We start from the raw sequence: 20,820 nt of genomic DNA on the forward strand, positions 1-20,820 counted from the left end.
GGCTTCTAGATCGACAATAATAGCGGCCTCTAGGCCCTATGAATCCGTGGGCAAGTCACCAAACTGTTGACGATAGCGCGCCAGTTCCGCTTCCAGCTCTTCCCGGCGTTGGCGCTCACTGGTTAATTGAGCCGTTGATTCCGTCAGGGCCGCCGACAATTCATCGGGAATGAGTAACTTCTCCCCCGTGTCCAGCCGATAGAAGCCGATCAGTGACTCTTCAACCGCCAGTCGCAGGTTGAGGCGCTGGCTAATGCTGTCGGTGATCGGCACATAGTCCTCGCCTTGCAGACGATCGCCCCGCAGCTGTTCCGGTATCCACTCCCCCTTGGGGTCAAACAGCCAATATTCCTCCACCTCTAACTGGGCATACAGCGTCTTTTTATAAGACTGGTCTTGTTCCTGGGTGCCCGCTGAGGTCATTTCGAAAATGACGGCAGGGGTTTGGCCCTCCTCCCAAATTTTGTAGTTGTCGCGGCCACCGGGCTCGACCTCAAAAATCACCATGACATCCGGGGCGACTCGCAGCTTAGGAAAGCCCTGAGCGTAGTAAAGAAACTGATTGCTCAACACGGTGGCCTGCTGCCCCGCCAAATACTGGCGCAGTAACTCCAGGGTGATGAGCATGGCGTAGAGATGCCCAAAGGTTTCGGCCCCAGGTTCACCGTCTGTCGAAGGGTAGCTAGCCGCAGAGAGGTGGGGAGAGATGGCGGTCATAGTCGTTCTGGAGGCTCTGAGTCTAGTTTATCGGACCCGTTGGCGAAGGGATTTGTGTGCGGGGAGAGGGGGAGCAGGGGAGAGGGGGCGATCGCCGCCAACCCCCAACCAGTCCAGAACTGTGCAGTAGGATCAGGTTTAGGTTTACTATTTGCCGCTGAGGAGCTATGCCATGCGGACCCTTACCCAATGGTCGGTCGCCGATTATCAACAGATGCGGGAGCTCGGCATCCTCGATCGCCGTCGCTGCGAACTTATCCAGGGAGAAATTTGGGACATGGCTCCAGAGGGGCAATTTCATCGCTTTGTTAATGACCGAGGGGCAGAATATCTCAGGCGCAAGCTTCAAGGCAAAGCGAAGATCTTTGAGGCTCATCCCATTACACTGTCAACATCTGAGCCGCAGCCAGATATCGCGATCGTGCGGCTACCCGATACTCGTTATCTCGCCCACCATCCTTACCCTGAAGATATTTATTGGCTAGTAGAAATTGCCGATACGACCTTGACCTACGACCTGGAAACCAAGCGTCGGGTTTATGCCGAAGCGGGGATTGCGGAGTATTGGGTGATTGACATCGCGAACCGGCAGCTGGTCGTGTTTAAGGATGGTCAAAATGGTGATTTTTTGATCCGTCAGACCGTGAGTGAGGGCGTGCTGTATCCGATCGCGTTTCCAGCGATGGCGATCGCGGTTGACCAACTCATCAGCATTCCTGAGCCATGAAAAAAGGCTGGATGAAAGTGCTTCCATCTCAGCCTTAATCGTGATGATCTGAGGGCTCTGAGAATTACACCTGAGTCATTTCTGGTGCTTGTTTAGCATCCCCCTGTGCCAGAAACTTCTCTAACTCCGTCAGCGCGTCGGCGTCCACCTTGGTCTGCATGGGACAGAACTTTGGCCCACACATCGAGCAAAACTCAGCGGTTTTGTAGATGTCAGCGGGCAGGGTTTCGTCGTGGTACTCCTTGGCTCGCTCAGGATCGAGGGAGAGGGCAAACTGCTGGTTCCAGTCAAAGTTGTAGCGGGCGTGGGACATGGCGTCGTCGCGATCGCGGGCACCGGGTCGATGCCGCGCAATGTCCGCCGCGTGAGCCGCAATTTTGTAGGCAATCAGTCCCTGGCGCACGTCTTCGGCGTTGGGTAAGCCGAGGTGTTCTTTGGGCGTCACGTAGCAGAGCATGGCGGCTCCGCTCCACCCGGCTAAAGCTGCGCCAATGGCAGAACTGATGTGGTCATACCCGGCAGCAATGTCCGTGACCAGTGGCCCCAGCACGTAAAAGGGTGCTTCGGAGCATTCCTCCATCTGCTTTTTGACGTTGTAGTCGATCTGATCCATCGGCACGTGACCCGGCCCTTCGACCATCACCTGCACGTCGTGCTCCCAGGCTTGGCGGGTCAGTTCGCCCAGGGTCTTGAGTTCGGCCAGTTGCGCTGCATCCGTCGCATCATGCAGACAACCGGGCCGCAGGGAATCGCCCAGGCTAAAGGAGACATCGTACTTTTTGAAGATCTCAATGATGTCTTCAAAGTGGGTGTACAGCGGATTTTGTTGGTGGTGGTGCAGCATCCAGCGAGCCAGAATGCCACCGCCGCGCGACACAATGCCCGTGATGCGATCGCGCACCAGCGGCAAATGCTCAATCAAAATCCCCGCGTGGATGGTCATGTAATCCACCCCTTGCTGGGCGTGCTTTTCGATGATGTGGAGAAAGTCCTCGGGCGCGAGCTGTTCGATGTTGCCGTGGACGCTCTCCAGGGCTTGATAAATCGGCACCGTACCAATGGGGATGGGGGAATTTTGGATGATCGCCGTGCGAATGGTATCCAGGTCACCGCCGCCCGTGGACAGATCCATCAGGGTGTCCGCGCCGTACTTCACCGCCAGTTCCAGCTTCGCCACCTCTTCCTGGATGTCCGACGAGTTGGGGGATGCGCCGATATTGGCGTTCACTTTACATTTCGACGCGATGCCGATCGCCATCGGCTCTAAGTTGGGATGGTTCACGTTGGCGGGAATAATCATCCGCCCCCGCGCCACTTCATCGCGAATCAGCTCGGCGGGCAAATTCTCCCGCTTCGCCACGTGGGCCATTTCTTCGGTGATCACGCCCTGTCGCGCATAGTGCATCTGGGATTTGTTGGCGTGATTTTGGCGTTTCGCAATCCATTCTGTACGCATGGGTTTAACCTCGTAGTTTTTGACAAACAGGTATGGAAGTAGCAGGGTGGCAGGGTGTGAGAGTGGCAGGGTGTGAGGAAATCCCAGCGACCCAGCGACCCAACTACCCAGCCACTTGTTCAGTTCGACATCTCCGCCGTCACCGACTCCGCTTCGCCGTAGGCGCGAATCTCTTCGTCCAAACGCTTGAAGTCAAAGGCTTCAGTTTGGCCCTGCTGGGCTTTGACTTGAATCCAGATCAATGAGATCAGCACGGAGACAACGATGGGCACGGCAAAGCTAACTAGCAGATCCCCCGCGAAGGGCAGGCCGTTCCAGGGGCTGAAGTCGGGACGGGGAAAGAACAATGCCCCGGCCCCAATGCCCAACAGAGAACTCCAGAAGGCCATGGCTCCGGTGAGCCGCCGAGAATACAAGCCAAACAGCACCGGGAATAGGGCACCGGCACAGACCAGATCCGCCAGCAGGAAGAGATACAGCACGTTGTAGCCTTGGGCGGCGATCAGAACCACGGGAATGCCGATGACGACAGTAAGTAGGCGGGACGCCCGCAAAATGCCCGTGGACGGCATGGCGGGAAAGAACCGCACCAAGTCAATAGTGAAGACACTGGCAATGCCGTTGAGCAAGGTATCCAGGCTGCTCATGACCAGGGCGAGCACCAGCACCAGCACCGCAATGCTGACCCAACCGGGCAGGCCCAACGCTTCAATCAGGGAGAAGAAGGCGACATCGGTATTAAAGCCAAAGTGCATGGCGAGAATGCCGAGCAGTCCGGCAATGAACAACATCGGCACGATGACGAGAAAGGAGCCGAGGAACGATCGCCGCACCACCACATCATCGCGGCAGGCGTAGATGCGCTGCCAGTTGGCCTGGTTGAACATTTCCGCCGCGATCACTGCAATCACCAGCGTCGCCCCAAACTTGATGCCAGGGCCGTTCGCTAGCGACAGCAATTCAGGGGCCGCTTGGGTCACGGGTGCGATCGCAGTGCCCCAGCCGCCGAGGGCCATGAGGGCGATCGCAAAACTCAGCAACAGCAGCGGCACAATCACGATGAACTGAATGGCATCGGTGAAAATGGTCGCCGCTAACCCGCCGACGGTGGTGTAAATGAACACCGCTGAGATGACCAGCACCGCCGTCAGCCAGAGGGGCACTCCGGCCATGAGTTCGACCGCTTTGGCGATCGCCGTCAGCTCCGCCGTCAAATACACAAACATGTAAAAGACGATGATGCCCAACGTCAGCAGGTACATCGCCTGGCCAAAGCGATGCAGCACGTACTCGTTCAGCGAATGACCGTGGGGCATCAGAAACCGAATGCGCGTGCCCATAAACGCAAACATCGCCGAGGGCGTGGCTTGCCCAATGCAGTAGCCAAGAATGCCCGCGATACCCGCCGTTGCGCCGACTTCCGGTGGGCTGAACAAAATCCACGCGCCCATAGCCGACGCCACAATGGTGGCCAGTGCTGCCGGGGTGCCGACGCTGTTGCGGCTCACCATGTAGTCTTCGAGAGTGATGGTGCGGCGACTCGCCTGCAACAATCCCATCAACGTAAACGCGGCGATCGTCACTAACGTGACGCCTAATGCCGTGGCACTTAAGGTCATAAACAACGCACCTCGCAAGATGACAGCCAGATGCTAGAGGTGATGACCGATTGGAAGGATGACGGGAGTGGTACTAGACGCAGCGACGGAAAGTAATTCGATGCCGAATTCAGTAGTCAGAAAACAGCTCGAATCTACTTTTAAGCCAGCAACTCAAAAGTCTGAATTGGCAGCCCCGCCCGTCGCTTCGGTTACGTAACCTCAATCAACGCTTCCCTCCGCTGGTATTAACCAGGTCAGGTTCTGAGGGTATAATCTCAGCCCGATTTGCTCGGACACCCCTAGCTTGATGGTGATTGTATCACTGCTCAGCGAGCTGGGAACTTTGCCTTAATCTGCTGTATTAAAGACTGGCAGGTTCTGAGTCCTCACGCAAGTGTCGTGAGCGATCGCCGCTACCTAGGCTCGCAAGAGAGATCTCCAGCAACGCTTCCTCCATCAAGGGCAAGCGATCGCTGGCTCCCTTTGACAGTCAGCGGCGCTGCCCCCCGGTGATTGGCCGCTGCCTCAACCCCCTTGACTCTGACTATACGGTTGAATTTAGCCAGTCATAGGTCTCGGACACGCACTAGGACCAGCGGCGAAAGAAATTGGCCTCTTGCCAGACTTGGGCAGTGCGCTGTTCCATCGCCAATAACTGCTCCGCCGTGAACGGTGTAAAGCCGCGAGCCGCATCCAGATTTTCGGCTAACTGCGCTGGGGTGTCGGCAGCGACAATGCAGCAGTGGACTTGAGGTTGCGACAGGGCATACCCCAACGCTTCCGTCATGCCGGACAACACACCGGGCTGAAATAACCGACCATAGGCGGGCACCTTCATACCGATGATGCCGGTGTTGTGCTGCTGGGCGACGGGCAACACATGGTCAATAAAGGGCTGGGGCGTATGGCGATCGGCGGCGTTGATGGGAATCAGTGCGGTATCGAAAGGGTACCGATTCAGCGCTTTGACAAAAATCTCGGGGTTGTTGTGGCCGGTAATGCCGATCGCCCGAATGATCCCCTGCTCTTTGGCCTCTGCCGCCGCTTTGATCGCCCCTTGCTGTTCATCCAGCAGGGTATCCACATCCCAGTCGTAGGTGATGGCGTGAAACTGCCACAGGTCAATGTAGTCAGTTTGCAGCCGCTCTAGGGACTGTTCTAACTGCCGCCAAGCTTCATCGCGATCGCGGCGGCTGGTTTTGGTGCCAATCATCACCTCGGAGCGCACCGCTGGGAGAACTTTGCCCAAGCGTTCTTCACTCGGCCCGTAATTCGCCGCCGTATCAAAATAGCGAATGCCGCCCGTATACGCCTGTTCAATGAGGGCGATCGCTTCGGCCTCCTGGCCCCCACGAGAGAGAGGTGACGCTGAGCCGCCTAACCCCAGCACTGGCATCGTGAGTTGAGATCGTCCCAAAGTCCGGGTCGGCATAGCTGCCACCGAGTGCTCCGCGATCGCGGTGGCCTTGGCGACATCTGGCACGGCAGCATCGGGGACGACATCGCTAGGGGCAGCGGCCAGGGGCGACGTTTGGGAGCGTTTGCAGGCACTGCCGCTGATGGCCGTGCTCGCCGCTGCGACTCCCGCATACAAAAACTGACGGCGGGTTGGGAGGAATCCACTCATGCACTGAGTCCTGGCTGACCATAAGAAAAACCGACACGGCTTTATTCTGACAAATCATCTCTGAGCAAGCATGGTGAGTGTTAATAAAACCAAACCTGCGATGACTCGGCGATCGCCCTCCTATATTTCGGCAACCCATTCGGCAACAGGCGCATGGGCGACACACGGCGATCGCTCAGGCACACCCAGCGAAAACTTCCGCACCATTGCCACCACTGCGCCTGTCCTCTAAAGCTGGTTAACCCTGGTAACGCTGGGTCTGGAAAAAGTGACCGATCAAATATAGCGAACCACACAAGACCCGCACGGCCTCCGGATCGGCAATCGCCCCCGCAAGACCCGCAGCGAGGGTTGCATAAATGGTGCAAGCCGCCAACTCGGGACAGACCTGTCGGGCGATCGCCTGCAACTCAGCGGGGGGCAGCGTGGCATGACCGGGCACCGGCACCAAATGCAAGCGATCGCCCGGGCGAAGCAGCGCTTGCAAGACATCGGCATGGTCTTTGGTGGATAACATGCCCATGAGCCAGGTCGTCGTCGAGGGCAGTGGTGACGGCAAGTCGGCAACCTGAGGGGCCATGCCGGCCTGCGACTGCCGCTGCAAATCGTCGCGATACTGCCGCAGGGTTTGGGCCGCCGCCGGATTATGCGCCCCATCCATCAGCCAGGGATAGGAGTGACCATCGGGAGCCTGCCAGGTGAGCCACTGGAGGCGTCCCGGCCAGCGGGCTTGCACCATGCCAGTTTGCATCGCCGCCTCGCTGATCTTCCAGCCCTGTTCGCGGAGGGCATTCAGCGTGGCGATCGCGATCGCGGAATTAATCTGCTGATGGGCTCCCAAAAAGGGCAGCCGATAGCGCAACGGTGGTTGACCGGGAGCGGGGGTCGGATAACTGGCCCAGCCGTCGGCATCCAGAGTGGAGATCGGGGGCCGGAGCACCGGGCACCCCACCGCCTGCGATCGCGCCAACACGACAGCCTCCGCCTCGGCGGGCAGAGGGCCGATGACGGCGAGACAGTTCGGTTTCAAAACCCCCGCCTTTTCGCCCGCAATGTCGGCCAGGGTCGGGCCGAGACGCTGCCAATGTTCGCGACTGAGGGAGGTGATGACCGAGACGAGGGGGCGATCGACCACATTTGTGGCATCCAAGCGGCCTCCCAGCCCGACTTCAATCACGGCGATATCCACCGACTGTTGGGCAAAAAACAGCCAGGCCGCCGCCGTCAATACCTCAAACTGGGTAGGCGTTTCGGTGTCTGGGGCGATCGCCATTTCCACCTGGGCCAAAGTAGACGCTAGGGCTTCGGGGGCGATCGGCTCCTCGTTCACACAAATGCGCTCACACCAACTCACCAAATGCGGCGACGTATAGCGCCCCACTCGGTAGCCCGCCTGCACCAGCACGGAGGACAAGTAGGCACAGACCGAGCCTTTGCCATTGGTGCCCGCCACGTGAATGATCGGCACTTGCTGCTGCGGATTGTCCAGGGCCGCTAACAAGTGCTGAATCCGCTCTAGGCCCAAATGGACACCGAAACGGGCATATTTCTCTAAGCGCTGGTTAATGTGCTGCTGGGAGGCATCGACGGTCATAACGACTGGGTGGGGACGTTCACTCACAAGTTCAAAACCATGATTCATGACGCGATCGCGCTACTCCGAACCATAAACAGGCGGCGGTCGGCGCGTGGCAAGGGGACGGTGCCCTCAGATCGCACATCCCCATATCAGTGACTCTCACCGGGAAGCGTCCCCTTGAGGCCAGCTTATTTTCAGAACAAATAGAAACCCCTGCCCCTCAGATACGGCTGGCTGAGGCAGAGGTGAGGGAGAAGTCTGGTAGACCGCTGTCTAGACCGCTTCGGTATTTTCTTCGCCAGTCCGAATGCGAATGATCTTATCGACGGGAGAAACGAAGATTTTGCCGTCGCCAATCTCGCCCGTGCGGGCCGCCGCGATAATTTTCTCAGTGACCATGTCAACTTGGTCTTCGTCAACCACGATCTCAATTTTCAATTTTTGCAAAAATTCAACAGTGTATTCTGAGCCCCGGTAACGCTCAGTCTGGCCCTTTTGACGGCCAAAGCCGCGCACTTCAGAAACAGTCATCCCAACGATGCCCGCGTTCACTAGGGCAATCTTGACTTCGTCCAATTTAAAGGGACGAATAATCGCTTCGATTTTCTTCATACGTTTTAGGCTCCACACAACCACTGCCAACATGCAGTGCAGCCCTATGTCTAGCGAGGGCTACGGACACAATACTGTAATTCTCACTACATTTCGTTGGATACGTCACATTTTGCCCCACAACTGGGGGCGATCGCGGGATGGGCTCATGGATTTAAACCCGACAAAAAAATCCTCGCTGTCCCACCCGCGTCATGACTGGGGAACAGCGAGGCCACTGGAGTCAATGTCTTAGCGATTGAGCAAGGGGCGCATAATCAAGAAACCCGCCCCAAAGGCGGAGACCACCACCAACAAAATCGTAGTGGCGAGCCACAGATTGCCCAGGTCAGAGCGAGAGGCGACTTTACTCAGGGGCCGCGCCTCTTCCGGTTGCTCGGTAAACAAGCGATAGGGTTGCGCCCCAGGCGCGGGACGGGGGCGATCGCGCTTTTTGCCTTTCGGATGCGGCACGATGGCACTATTGACGCCATGAGCAGCGCCCGCCCGTTCTCGCTTTCTCGGTGTGCCCTGGGGAGGGGCTGAGGACGCGGCTGGCGGCGATGCCGTGGTAGGGCCTGCGGTCGATTCGGCAGGCGCTGGTTGGGGCGCAGGCGCTGGGGTCAAGGGGGGCGGCAACAACGCCTCGTCGGCATTAGCAAACAAATCCGCCGATGAGGGCATCGAGATAGTCGCTGGTGACACCGGATACGTTTCGGCGGGCATCACGCCAGCAAAGTGGCCCAACTGTTCAGCCGATTGCACGAACCGATGAATCTCGGTACGTAAGAGCTGATTTTGCCGGAGTAGCTGTTGATTTTGCTGCGTCAAGGCATCCAACGTGGATTGGGTGGTCTTGAGTTCAGCGGCCAATTCTCGATAGACCGAAATGGGTACCGAGGGCGCATAGCCGGAGGCAGAAACAGGACGACCCGTTTCTGGCACGGTATAGAGTTGGGAGTCTGAGTTAAAGGGAGCGTTCATTAGAATGGGTTCCGAAAAACGCGATACACCGACAATCGCCGCACAGAAAATATCGTTACCGAAGGCTTCAGTTTGACGAGATAAAAATGGGAAGTTCAAGCAAATTTGATTCCGCCCAAAGCGTATCGCAAAAACTTGAAATTGCAACTGATTCACACAATTTCTCGTAAAACACAACGCTCCTGCCTTTAATGCGAGCGTGGACATCCCTGATTTAGACTGGCAGGTGCTGCCGATCGCCGTCGCCAGTTTGCCATCGGACAGCGAGATTGCCGTGAGGGTGATTAGGAGGATGAGGGGTCTGATTGAGCGATCGCGTCCATCTGCATGGCGTCAATGTTGACGGTATCGGCGGCATCATCGTCATGGCTCAGCGGCTCATAGACGCGAGTTTGGGGCATACCGGGATGAACTTTCGTGTCCGTGAGCTGATCCGGCATTCGTTTCATTTCGGGGGCAGTCTCCGGCAAAGCACTCATGGGGCCAACTAAAGGCTCGCTGTAGGGGCCAATGGCCCCGTCAGGGGTAGGTTTAGGCGCGGGCGGGGCGAGTTTGGGCGGCGGGGCGATCAACTTCGGCTGGGCCGCAGGCTTGGTGTCGGTGTCAGGGGCCGAAATTTCGACTTCATTGAGCTCTAGCTTGTCAATATCCGTCGGGGGGGACGGGTGTGGCTCCGCAGTCGGCTTTTCAAAGTCACTGGGTAAGCGTGACTCGGGCTCATAAATCGTGTTGGGGCTGTCTTTGGGTCCCCACTCTTGCAGCAAATCGTCCGAAAACTCTTCAATCTCGATGTCGAGGTCGTCTTCCGCTTCAAAGGTAGGGGCGGACTCAACGGGGGCCGGCTCATCGAGGGAAGCGGGCGAAGGCGTGGCGTCTTCCGCCGCTGGCTGCCCCGCCGCCGGGGCAAGGGCGGGGGCGGTTTCGAGCGGTTCGTCAACGGTGAAGCCGTCGCCATCGGGGCTGGCCGGGGCGGTACCCGCGCCCGTGGGGCGCACATCCAGCACCACCGACGCCGGCATGGGCTCCCGAAACTCTTGGGATGCGTCGTAGATTTTTTGCAAAATGCGATCGCCTTCCGCCCCACTGACCTTCTGCGGCTGGCCGTTTTCCACCTTGACGGGAATCAAATCGACTTTCATCTGTCCCGCCCGAATGGCCACTTGCAAAACGGCCGTTTCCTCGGTGGGCTGATCCGTTGCCTGGGTGTAGACAAAATCGCCCAGGGAATAGGCGATCGGGCGACCTTTGTAGAGTTCTGCGCCCTGGAGCTGATGGGGGTGCTGCCCGACCACCAAATCAGCGCCCTGGTCGATCGCCAACTTGGCCAAGTTGGTTTGAGATTCGGCGGGGGTGGCGGGCGGCTCAGTGGACCAGCGATAGCTCACCACCAGCCAGTCCACTTCATCGCGAATGGCTTGAATATCGGCCACGATGTCTTTCAGGGTGACGGCGTTGACCCCGCCCAAGGATTCATCCGCCGCTAGGCTGAAGTCGCGATCGTAGCTTAGGTAAGCAATCCGCTGCCCCTTCACATCTACGATCTCAGGACGACGAGCTTCGCGCTGCCCCCGCCCCGCCCCAACGCGAAAGACGCCGTTGCGATCGAGGGTGTCGAGGGTTTCGGCCAGTCCTTGTTCGCCATAGGCGAGTGCCTGTTTGCCCGTGAGGTTCACTAAATCGACGCCCCCTTCTTTGAGCAGGTTAATCGCGTCGGGGCGCTGCCGTTCTAACCAATCCTCTTCTAACGAGGTGGCCGAACTCGCTAGGGGATCTTGTAGGTTGACCATGGCAATATCGGCCTGGCGATAGTCGGGCAGCCCCGCCAGCAGTTGCCCTTCATAGGCCAGTTCTTCATAGGGCAAACCGTCCAAATCGACATCGCCGCCAAACAGCAGCGTAATGGTCGGATCTTGGGGCAGCTCTAGCCGCTCATGCTTGAGGACGCCGACGGGCTCTAGCGCCGCGTTGACAACATTGGGACGATCGCGCTCTGGTTCCACTTTGTAGGCCACCGACGTCGCCACCGTAGTGGCGTGGTTCGCCGCTTTATCGGGTGCACCATGATCAGCTAATACCGTGTGGGTAGTCGGGGCAAAGTCGGGGAGCTGGGGCTCGGAGCCTTTATTCTGCGCCTCGCGACTGGCGGGTAGGGCGCGATCGCCCGCATCAGTCTCAACTCGGGTTTGGAACGGCAGCGCGGGCTCGGTTCTACCCGACATCACCACTTCCAGCATGCAGCCAAAAACAAACGCCGCCACTGCCGACCCGGTCAGCATAAAGGCCCGCATGGTCTTAATTTGATCAGCCAGCACTGACCAGCCAAAGCCTGGAATCATGGGGCCAGTCGCTGGTCGCGGCACCAGCGTGGGGGGAATAATCGCAGCGGTAGAGCCCTGGCCCTGTTCGCGCTTTAAGCGTTCTCTCAGGGCGGGCGTCATAACCCGAATGCGCTGCTGCCAGAGCGGCTTGCGCACTCCAATCGGCCGCGCTGTTAAATGAATCCCTTCAATCAGGGGCGAGTTGAGTTGCCAGATTAAGTGACAAAGGTATTGAGTCAGCGGCTTTTGTAGGGGGGGACGCTCAAACTCCAGGGTGATGTGAATGCAACCAGGCCGTTTGTCTTGACTCACCTGGGCATAAATGCCCTCGGGAATGAGCGGCTCATTGAGCCAGAGGGCGATCGCCCGAAACTGCCCAGCCGCCGCTAACACCTTAGTGGGCAGACTATCAGCAGCTGAATTGGCGGTAGCGTTAACCATGCTGTGGGAACTGTTGTAGAGCCAGAAACCAGGATGCGCTTGCTTGAGGCACCCCTAAACATCGCACACTTAAACCTGGCGTCATCAAATTTATTGTGGACGAATAGGTAGAAGCGCCAATGATGATAACAACGATTTCAGAAAACGAGACGGTTTTGTCAATATTTTAGAGCGACTTTGTATCGATCAAAAATGGTTGACTCATGGGTTGAGAACGACTCGTCCCTAACGAGGCTAGAAAAGCGCTCGTGGCTCTGTCCAGCATTTGGCAGCCAGCGCAATCATTCCGGCCTTGCTAGCAGGGGCAACGTGGCTGGTCAAAAGTCCTGCTGCGATGCCCCCAAGGTAACCAAGTGACGACCCTTGACATCCCACTGTGGGAGGGCTGAAGGGCTCACTCGTGCCCTCTGAGCAGGAGAACTTATCAACCCCTAAATGACATCCGAGCAGAATTCAGTCTGTGTTCCAGGTTCAGAGGGCGATCGCCCTAGGAAGTCATCCCAAGCGGGCGATCTGCCAGGCGATCGCGTTTCCCAGACTCGGAACTAACGCTAAGCGATCTGCCACGAAAATAAAGTCGTTCAATCCGGTTTCGACTTCGCTTAACCTCCCAGTATCGAGAGTTGAGCGGAGTCGAAACTCGGTTCATGGGGATCTTTTGTGCGCACAAGTCCCTAAGCGAATACTCGACGGCCTTCGAAGCGACCAAATTCCTGATAGTGCTGGAAGCCAGTTAACCCTGGATCTGCGTTCACTACACTCGCCACATCAGGATTCAGAGCGAGATAACTACTTTCGTTATACAGCGCACTGGGTCGTCGTCCTTCAAACTGCCCATTCTCAATGAAGTGCTGGTAAGCATTCACGCCAGCTGCGGCCACATCTGGGCTGTTGGTCAGGTAGAACTCCTGATCAAACAGCGCGAGATTAGGGGAGCGACTTTCATCGACTCCAGCCAAAATGTAGTGCTGGAAGGGACTTGACAACACGCCTTGGCCGACGGCTAGGGCCACGTCGGGATTACTCAATAAGTAGTCACTCTGGTCAAAGAAAGCGCTGGGGTCACGACGTTCGCGGTGGCCATTGTTGAGGAAGTGGGATAGACCACTATCAAGAGCACCGCTTGCGACCGCGTTACGAACATCTGCATATGTGGACAGATAGAACGATTCGTTGAACAGCACACTGGGGTTCCGTCCTTCAGCAATTCCAAACTGCACAAAGTGTTGGTAGCCAGAATTAAAGGTCGAACCGACCAAGGCCGCCACATCGGGGTTTTGACTGAGATAGAACGCCTCATCGTAGAGCTGCGCTAAGGGCAACCCATCAATCACATCACCTGGGGCCACCGCTGCTGGATTATCGAGCTTCAGCTGCTGTTCAAAGTCGATAAAGGTACTGAGCAGACCCTGTACGGTGATAGTGACCGCAGCAGTGGCTGTGGCCCCCTGCTCATCCTGCACGGTGTACGTGAATTGGTCAGTGGCACTACGCCCCACGGGCAACAGATTAAAGGCCCCATTGGGATCATAGGTAAAGGTGCCGTTACCGTTATTGATCAACAAGCCCCGGGTGTTAGAGGTATCGACGCTCGCGATTTTGAGTTGCCCTAATCCTGGGTTCGCCAGGAATTCTGGGTCAAAATCATTTCGGAATACGCTCGCTGTCGTGAATGCGGTGGCCTCATTCGTTCTAAAGCCAGCGCCGCTGTCGTTCAGTGCGATCGGTGCGTCATTAATCCCCGTGACCGTGATTTCGATCGCACCGTCGACCTCGCCACCATTGCCATCACTGACGGTATAGGTCAGCGCTTCTGTTGCGACTTGCCCGCCCAAGAGGCTTTGCCCAGGGGTGTAGGTCAGGCTCGTGCCATTATTCGTGATGGTGCCAAAGCTCGCGTTGCTGACACTACTAATCGTCAGGTTAGGAATATCGTTGAAATCAATATCCGTGATGCCAGCTTCGGTAATGACATCGAGATTGATCGCGTCACCTTCGGTGGTGTCAAAGGTGACCAACTCCGTCGTGATAGTCGGAGCTTCATTGACCCCATTGATCACCATATTGACCGTTGCGGTACTTTCGCCGCCGTTGCCATCGGTAATGGTGTAAGTAAAGCTCTCAGTGATAGAAGGATCACTCACCGCAATGGATCGGAAAGTATCAGTCGGCGTGTAGGTGATACTGCCATCTGCATTCAAGGTCGCAGTAGATTTAGTATCGAACACGACAGGCACACCGACGACGGCAGCCAGATCATTCAGCTTGGTGACCCGCAGGGTGTCGCCATCTTCGTCTTCGTCGTTATCGGTCAACGGTCGTGTGGTGAAGGGAGCATTGTCTGGCGCAGAAAATAGCACCAGATCGGCCTCGTCCTCCGGCGTCGGATCATCCTTGGCAATCGGCGCATCGTTAACCCCGGTAATGGTGACTTCCACTGTGGTGGTATCGCTACCGCCATTTACGTCGCTCACGGTGTAAGTGAAGCTATCAGTTTTAGTAGCGCCAAGAGCCAACTGGAAGGCGCCGTTGGGGTCATAGTTAAGGGTGCCATCGCCCGCCAGGGACACGATCGCGCCCGACTCCAACGTAATATCGCCAGCCGCGACATTTTGACCCGCGATCGCTGATACAAAGAGGGTTTCCGTATCCCCCGGATCAACATCGGTGTCATTGGCGAGCACACTAGCCGTGACAAAAGCCGTTTTTTCATCCGTGGCAAAGCCGTCACCGCTATCAGGCACCGCCTCAGGCGCATCATTGGTGTTGATGAACTCCACAATCGTGACAGGCACCGCCGCGCTGGTAAACTCCCCATCGCTAGCGCTGACGCTAAAGCTGGGCGCGACCTGATCGCCATCATCCACAAACTGCACCTGCCCCGCAATAATTTGCGCCTGGGTAAAGCTAGTGATGCCCGCTGCGGTGACGACGCCATCCACCACGAGGTTGAAGGTGCCACCGGATAGGGCCGATACCGTGATGGTTAAGTTCTCAGCTGAGGTGTCGGGGTCATCAGCGGCAATATCGTTCAGGGTGATGGTGATCGGCGCACCCTCAGTCACGGTGAGTTGGGCTGTGCCAATCACCGGGGGATCGTTGACGGGCACAAAGGTGACGTTGCCCGCCTCGGTAAAGGTGCCACCATCCGTGTCCACCACCGTAATGTCAAAGGTGGGGAAGGTTTCCGAGCCATCCTGCTTAAAGCTGACTTCGCCCGCCGTCAGCAATGATTGGGTGAATTCGGTGATGGGTTGGGCTTCGAAATCCAAGAACTGGCCGCCCACCACATTGCTGACTTGGAAGAGCAGATCGGCAGTCGGCGTTTCTGGATCGGTGGCGGTCAGGTTGACCACCGTCGGCGTATCCGGGTTGTTGAGAACTAGTCGCTTGCCTTCGGTAATGGTGAAGGCGTTGGTCGTGATGTCGGGGTCGTCATTAACCTTGTTGAAGGTGACCGCTGCCGGGGCGATGGTGGTGCCCCCAACTTGGTCGGTGACGGTGACGGTATAGGTGGGGGCAACTTCGTCGCCGTCATCCTTAAAGGTCAGTTCCTTAAAGGCGATCGCTGCTGACGTAAATGTTTGCTCTGGCGTGAGTGCCTCTCCATCTAAGAAGAAGGTGCCGCCCGTGACCTCACCAATGGAAAAACGCAACTGAGATCGCGGGTTGTCGGGATCTGTCGCGGCCAAATCTGTCGCGGTGACGGTGACCTCGCCCCCCTCAGTGACTGTCAGGGTATTAGCCGTCAACGTGGGCGCGTCATTCACATTCTCAAAGGCGGCAATCACACCATCAAAGGTGATGCTGGTGGCTTCGCCGTCGGCGGTGAGAGGCGTATCGGCGACCGTGAGTGAGAAAGTTGGAGCGGCTTCTGCACCATCATGTACAAACTGAATCAACCCCGCCGTGACCTCGGCTTGGGTAAAGGTACCATCGACCGGAATGGTGGTAGCTGTATCATCCGGATCGAGATTGCGCCGCTGGAACGAACCATTCGTCGTCGCGCCAATGGTGTAGACGATCGCTTCCGGTGCCGTTTCTTCGTCAGTGGTGAGTAGGTTATCGGTGGTCAGAATAACGGTTTGGCCTTCGTCGATGGTCAAACTGTTGTTTTCCACCACGAGTAAATCGTTCGTGGCGGTGAAGTTGGCTTGCAGATCTACGTCCACCGTAATCGGCTCACCAAACTCGGCGGGAAAGGCATCGGTCACCGTCGTCGTGAAGGTGGCAATGGTGTTGGCACCGCCGTGGACAAACTTCACGAGTCCAGCGTTGACTTGGGCCTGGGTGAACGTGACTTCGGGGCCAGTTTGCAACACGCCATCGATTTCAAAGCCATCGGGCTGGTCAGCGTCGTTGTCGGCGATCGCGATCGTATAGGTCAGGTCTTCGGGGCCACTTTCGCCCTCGTCATCCAGCGTGAGCAGGGTTTCAGAACTGAGGGTGACGGTACCACCCTCCGTCACATCAAAGGCGCTCACTTGCACCTCGGGCGCATCATTCTCAGGAATAAAGTTGACGTTGGCGGCAACGGTGACCTCAGCTCCCGCTGCATCCTTCACCGTGATGTCAAAGCTCGGCACGGGGCTGCTGCCATCTTGGACAAAGGTGATTTCCCCTTGATTTAAGAAGCTTTGCGTAAACTCAGCGATCGGTTGCGCATTGAAGTCCAGAAAAGAGCCCCCCTCCACATTGCTGAGGGTAAAGACTAGGTCCGCCGCTGTAGTCTCATCATCCGTAGCCGCCAGGTTGTCCACGTCTGGGGTGTCGGTGCTATTCAGCGTTAAGGTGCCACCTTCGGCAATGGTAAAGGTATTAACCGTGATTTGAGGGGGGTCGTTGACTGGGTTAAAGGTCACTTGCGCATCGCCCGTCGCCACGCCACCGCTGGGGTCGAGCACGGTCACTGTATAGGCAGGTTGCGTTTCGTCACCGTCGTCCGTAAACTTCAGCTCTTTCAAAAGGAGATCTTGCGAGGTGAAATTTGCCCCTTCGACCAGCGGTTGGCCATCAAAAGTAAAGGTGCCGCCCTGGACATTAGTGATGTTGAACCGGAGTTGGCTAGCCAGGTTGTCGGGGTCTTCTGCCGCCAGGTTGGCCGCCGTCAGAATGACCTCGCCACCTTCATCAATCTCGATCGCATTAGCGGTCAGGGTGGGGTCGTCGTTGACGTTTTTGAAGGTGATATTGCTGGCGATCGCCACCGAATTCACCGGGCCGTCCAGCTCTAGCGGCGTATCCACCAAACTCAGCTCATAGGTGGGGGCCGCTTCGCCGCCGTCATGCTCGAACTGAATCAGGCCGCCGTCAATATCGGCTTGGGTAAAGGTGGCCCCGATCGCCAGTGGGGTCGCCGTGCCCTGATCCAGATCCCGCAGTTCAAAGTCACCATTAGCCACAGATTCGATGGTGTAAACCAGATCCGCCGCTGCCGTTTCTTCATCCGTGACCGCTAAATTATTAGGCCCCAAGATCACCGTGCCCGACTCGTTGATGGCGAGGCGATTACTCACCACGACAGGCACATCATTTACCGCCTGAAAATCCACATTCAGCGGCACTAGTGCTGTCGTAATGCCGCCACCAGGGAAGGTGTCGGTGACAGAGACCGTCAGCGTCGCAATGCTATTAGAACCGCCGTGGATAAATTTGACCAGGCCGTCGTTGACCTGCGCCTGGGTAAAGGTGATTTCTGGCCCAAGTTCGATCGCCTCGCCCACCTGGAAGGTGTCAGGATTCTCAGGATCGTTATTGGTGATCGTGACGGTGTAGGTTAGGTCTTCCGGTCGACCGACGCTTTCTTCGTCTTCGGTCAGCAAGTTAGCTGCCGTCAGGGTGATGGGCGCGGGCGCATCGGGATCACCCTCGGGCACCGTCAATGTGTTGACCGTAATGGTCGGGGTGTCGTTGGTAGCGGTAAAGTTCACCTGCCCATCGGCGTCGGTAATCGCGATCGCCTCTGTCCCGTCGTCCACGAGCAACGTAAACGTCGGCGCATCGTTTGAGCCATCATGCTCAAAGACGATGACATTGCCAGCGTCAATGTCGGCTTGGGTAAAGGTGGTGGCAACTGTTGCTGCCCCACCGGGCTCCGTCGGCAAGCGCAAAAACTGTCCGCCCGTCACCGCATCGACGGTGTAGGTGAGGGCGGCGGCACCCGACTCTTCATCACTGACGGACAATACCGCATCCGTGATGGGCACTGTGCCGCCTTCCGTGAGGGTCAAGGACAGCGTCTCTAGTATTGGCAGATCATTCAGCGGCTCAAAGGCGATCGCCAGTTCCACCGGAATCGTATTCGCATCGCCTCCGACCGCCGTATCGGCCACGCTGATGGTTAAGTCAGGCTCAAAATTTGAGCCTCCATGCACCAACATGACGAGTCCGTCATCAACTTGCTGCTGCGTAAACGTGACGTCGGGGCCAAACTCTCGCACGCCGTCGATGATGAAACTGTCGGGCTGGTCGGGGTCAAGATTGTTGATAGTGACGGTATACGTCAACTCTGCCGCCATCGATTCTTCATCGGTGACCGATAGATTAGCCGCAGTGATGAGCACCATCTCCCCTTCTGTCAGGGCCAGAGGACTTAGATCATCCGCAATCTGGGGCAGATCATTGTTCGGCAAAAAGTTGAAGATTTGGTCGCTAGAGATGACGACCGACTCTCCGCCTTCATCCGTCACCGTAAGGACGAAATTAGGAGCCTCATTGGCACCAAAATAATCAAAGGTAATCAAACCGGCATTGATGTCGGCCTGGGTGAAGCTCGTGACCGACGTCGACTCGCCACTCTCGACATTAAGCAGGAGAAATTCGCCCGCTGGTTCGGCAGATAGATCCGTCACCTCATAGGTGAGGTTGCCCGCATTCGACTCTTCGTCTGTAACCAGCAAATCGTTGCTAGTCAGCAGCACCTCGCTTTGCTCAGGTAAATCGATCAACGTCGAGTCTGGTAGCTCAACAATGGGGGTATCGTTGACCGGAGTAAAGTTGATCTGAGCTTGGCTGTTATCGCCGTTATCCGTTTCCACAAAGTCAGGATTTGCATCGGCGGTGGCAGTCAACTTGCCAGAATCGCTGACCTGAACGGAATAGCTGGGAGCCGTATCAGTGGCAGGGTCGTTAACGAACTGTACGAGCCCCGCTTCGACATCTGCTTGGGTAAAGCCGATCGGGGCTAGACCCGGTGCAGCCAGCACTTCTACGACGTTGCCACCGGGAGCATCCAGTAGCTCAAACCGGCCACCTGCGATCGCGGTCACGGTAAAAGTGAGGGTGCTGTCGTCTTCTTCGACATCGGTGGCCGCCAAATTGGCAATTGTGATGGTGACGGTATCGCCTTCCGACAGGGTCAGTTTATTCGTGGTAAGGGTCGGCGCATCATTTTCTGGCAAAAAGGTGATGTTGCCTCGAATGGATCGCCCCCTGGGAAAGCTATCAAAGCCCTCACCAGGTAAACCACCGTCCACCACGCGCAAGCGATAGGTGGGCGCGCGTTCACTGCCATCGTGGACAAAGCGAATCAGTTCATTATCAACATCGGCCTGGGTGAACGCATCGTCGCCCACGCCCAGATCAACGAATGCCCCATCGACAAATTTTTGAAACTGACCGTTAGTCACGACTTGAATGTCGTATACCAGCTCAGCGGCAGTGGACTCACCTGCTTCATCCGTGGTGAGCAAATTGACCGTATCGTCAAGATTAAAGATGACCGCGCCGCCTTCGGTGATCGTCAGCGCATTGACTTCCACATTGGGAGAGTCATTCACCGCCCCAAATTCCACCTGCACCAACTCCGGTGCGGACTGATCACCATCGTTACTGGCAATGATGCTGTAGCTGGGGGCAAAGTTAGAGCCGTCATGCTCAAATTCCACCAACCCCATATCCACATCATCGAGGGTAAAACTCAGGGTTGACACCCCTTCGAGCAAAAAAATACCCGCTAGAGAGCCCTCTAATGTGGGCACCACGGTGATGAGAATTTCGTCGAGCGCCGCTTCCCCTGCAGTGGCATTCAAGTTGTTCAGCGACAGAGTCCGTGTATTGCCCTCTTCGATGCTGAGAATGTTGTTCAGGATTGTGGGTATAGCCATAGGGTTCACTCTTGAATTTCAATGCCGTGGAAGGTTTAACTCAGTTGCGATCGCAGCCTTTCAGGTAACTATTCGCACACACTCAATGCTCATGAAAATTAACTAAAAAATTTAGGCCGATTAAAAAACATCTAATAGCAGACTCAAAATCTCTGTGTGTAAAAAGCCACATAAACTCTAGCTCAACTTTTTAAAAGTGAGCGGCTTTTGATCTAGAAATTTTATGGAGCGCAACAACTCAGTAATGCTGGTTTTGCAGCGATCGTGCAATTTGATGCCTGCGCTTACCATGACGCCAGATTAAACGTCAGCGCTAATCGAAAACACGCCGCCACTACAATTCTTGAACTTGACACCTGTAAGACTAATAAGATGGCAGCCAGCCAGTCTGCGACCATTAGTAACAGAAAAAAGTTGTTTAAGCCATCGACTCATCAACTTTATTACTGTAAAGAAACCTGACAAAAACGATGCAGATACAGTGTTTTAGCCTTTGACCCAACCTTACTCCTCCAAAGGCCACCTACAAGGGGGCAAAGTATCTGGCAAAACTCAGTCACCTCAATCGGTCATGCTGGTGAAGATATCTGCTGCCCATGCCGTTAGCGGCCTGAGCCCTCGATCAATCATTACCGCAGAATGAGTCACAGACAAATTACTGCACAAGTCATCAG

At 56.4% G+C, this 20,820-nt stretch carries 11 protein-coding genes and 1 riboswitch; of the genes, 2 read left to right on the forward strand and 9 right to left on the reverse strand.

Annotated features, from left to right (window positions below; all coding sequences use genetic code 11):
• Window positions 1–36 precede the first annotated feature (36 nt).
• Window positions 37–717: a Uma2 family endonuclease gene (locus JUK32_RS20060; protein WP_204140642.1), complete on the reverse strand. Its 681-nt coding sequence runs from the start codon at window positions 715–717 to the stop codon at window positions 37–39.
• Window positions 718–889: 172 nt separating this feature from the next.
• Here JUK32_RS20060 and JUK32_RS20065 point away from each other — a divergent pair, with 172 nt between their 5' ends.
• Entirely contained in the window at window positions 890–1,444 is a 555-nt protein-coding gene (locus JUK32_RS20065) for a Uma2 family endonuclease (protein ID WP_204140643.1), read from the forward strand.
• Between the two features lie 64 nt (window positions 1,445–1,508).
• Here JUK32_RS20065 and thiC read toward each other — a convergent pair whose 3' ends face one another.
• The 3 genes from thiC to JUK32_RS20080 form a co-directional block, all read right to left on the reverse strand.
• Window positions 1,509–2,900, reverse strand: a complete 1,392-nt coding sequence (gene thiC / locus JUK32_RS20070) for a phosphomethylpyrimidine synthase (RefSeq protein ID WP_204140644.1) — start codon at window positions 2,898–2,900, stop codon at window positions 1,509–1,511.
• 119 nt (window positions 2,901–3,019) lie between these two features.
• Window positions 3,020–4,519 (reverse strand): Na+/proline symporter, encoded by a 1,500-nt coding sequence (locus tag JUK32_RS20075; protein ID WP_204140645.1) that lies wholly within the window; start codon window positions 4,517–4,519, stop codon window positions 3,020–3,022.
• Window positions 4,520–4,715: 196 nt separating this feature from the next.
• Window positions 4,716–4,812, reverse strand: a riboswitch (TPP riboswitch).
• Window positions 4,813–5,087: 275 nt separating this feature from the next.
• Window positions 5,088–6,128 carry an aldo/keto reductase gene (locus tag JUK32_RS20080; RefSeq protein WP_239112889.1) on the reverse strand — a complete coding sequence of 347 codons (1,041 nt, stop codon included), beginning with the start codon at window positions 6,126–6,128 and terminating at the stop codon, window positions 5,088–5,090.
• Between the two features lie 70 nt (window positions 6,129–6,198).
• On the opposite strand from JUK32_RS20080, the gene JUK32_RS20085 reads away from it, so the two are divergent.
• The gene (locus JUK32_RS20085; protein ID WP_204140646.1) at window positions 6,199–6,360 is read left to right on the forward strand and encodes a hypothetical protein; all 162 of its coding nucleotides are present in this window, start codon (window positions 6,199–6,201) and stop codon (window positions 6,358–6,360) included.
• Between the two features lie 6 nt (window positions 6,361–6,366).
• Here JUK32_RS20085 and JUK32_RS20090 read toward each other — a convergent pair whose 3' ends face one another.
• The 5 genes from JUK32_RS20090 to JUK32_RS20110 all read right to left on the reverse strand — a co-directional run bounded on the left by JUK32_RS20090 (window position 6,367) and on the right by JUK32_RS20110 (window position 20,146).
• On the reverse strand, window positions 6,367–7,722 hold the full coding sequence (locus JUK32_RS20090; protein ID WP_204140647.1) for a folylpolyglutamate synthase/dihydrofolate synthase family protein: 1,356 nt from the start codon (window positions 7,720–7,722) through the stop codon (window positions 6,367–6,369).
• A gap of 258 nt (window positions 7,723–7,980) precedes the next feature.
• Complete coding sequence (locus JUK32_RS20095; RefSeq protein ID WP_204140648.1) at window positions 7,981–8,319, reverse strand: P-II family nitrogen regulator; 339 nt, start codon at window positions 8,317–8,319, stop codon at window positions 7,981–7,983.
• Window positions 8,320–8,550: 231 nt separating this feature from the next.
• Entirely contained in the window at window positions 8,551–9,282 is a 732-nt protein-coding gene (locus JUK32_RS20100) for a hypothetical protein (RefSeq protein WP_204140649.1), read from the reverse strand.
• A gap of 284 nt (window positions 9,283–9,566) precedes the next feature.
• Window positions 9,567–12,041: a CapA family protein gene (locus JUK32_RS20105; RefSeq protein WP_204140650.1), complete on the reverse strand. Its 2,475-nt coding sequence runs from the start codon at window positions 12,039–12,041 to the stop codon at window positions 9,567–9,569.
• A 674-nt stretch (window positions 12,042–12,715) separates the two neighbouring features.
• Complete coding sequence (locus tag JUK32_RS20110; RefSeq protein WP_204140651.1) at window positions 12,716–20,146, reverse strand: cadherin-like domain-containing protein; 7,431 nt, start codon at window positions 20,144–20,146, stop codon at window positions 12,716–12,718.
• Window positions 20,147–20,820: the final 674 nt, after the last annotated feature.

Origin of the sequence: Halomicronema sp. CCY15110 (genome assembly GCF_016888165.1) — a bacterium.
Classification (GTDB): domain Bacteria; phylum Cyanobacteriota; class Cyanobacteriia; order Phormidesmidales; family Phormidesmidaceae; genus Halomicronema.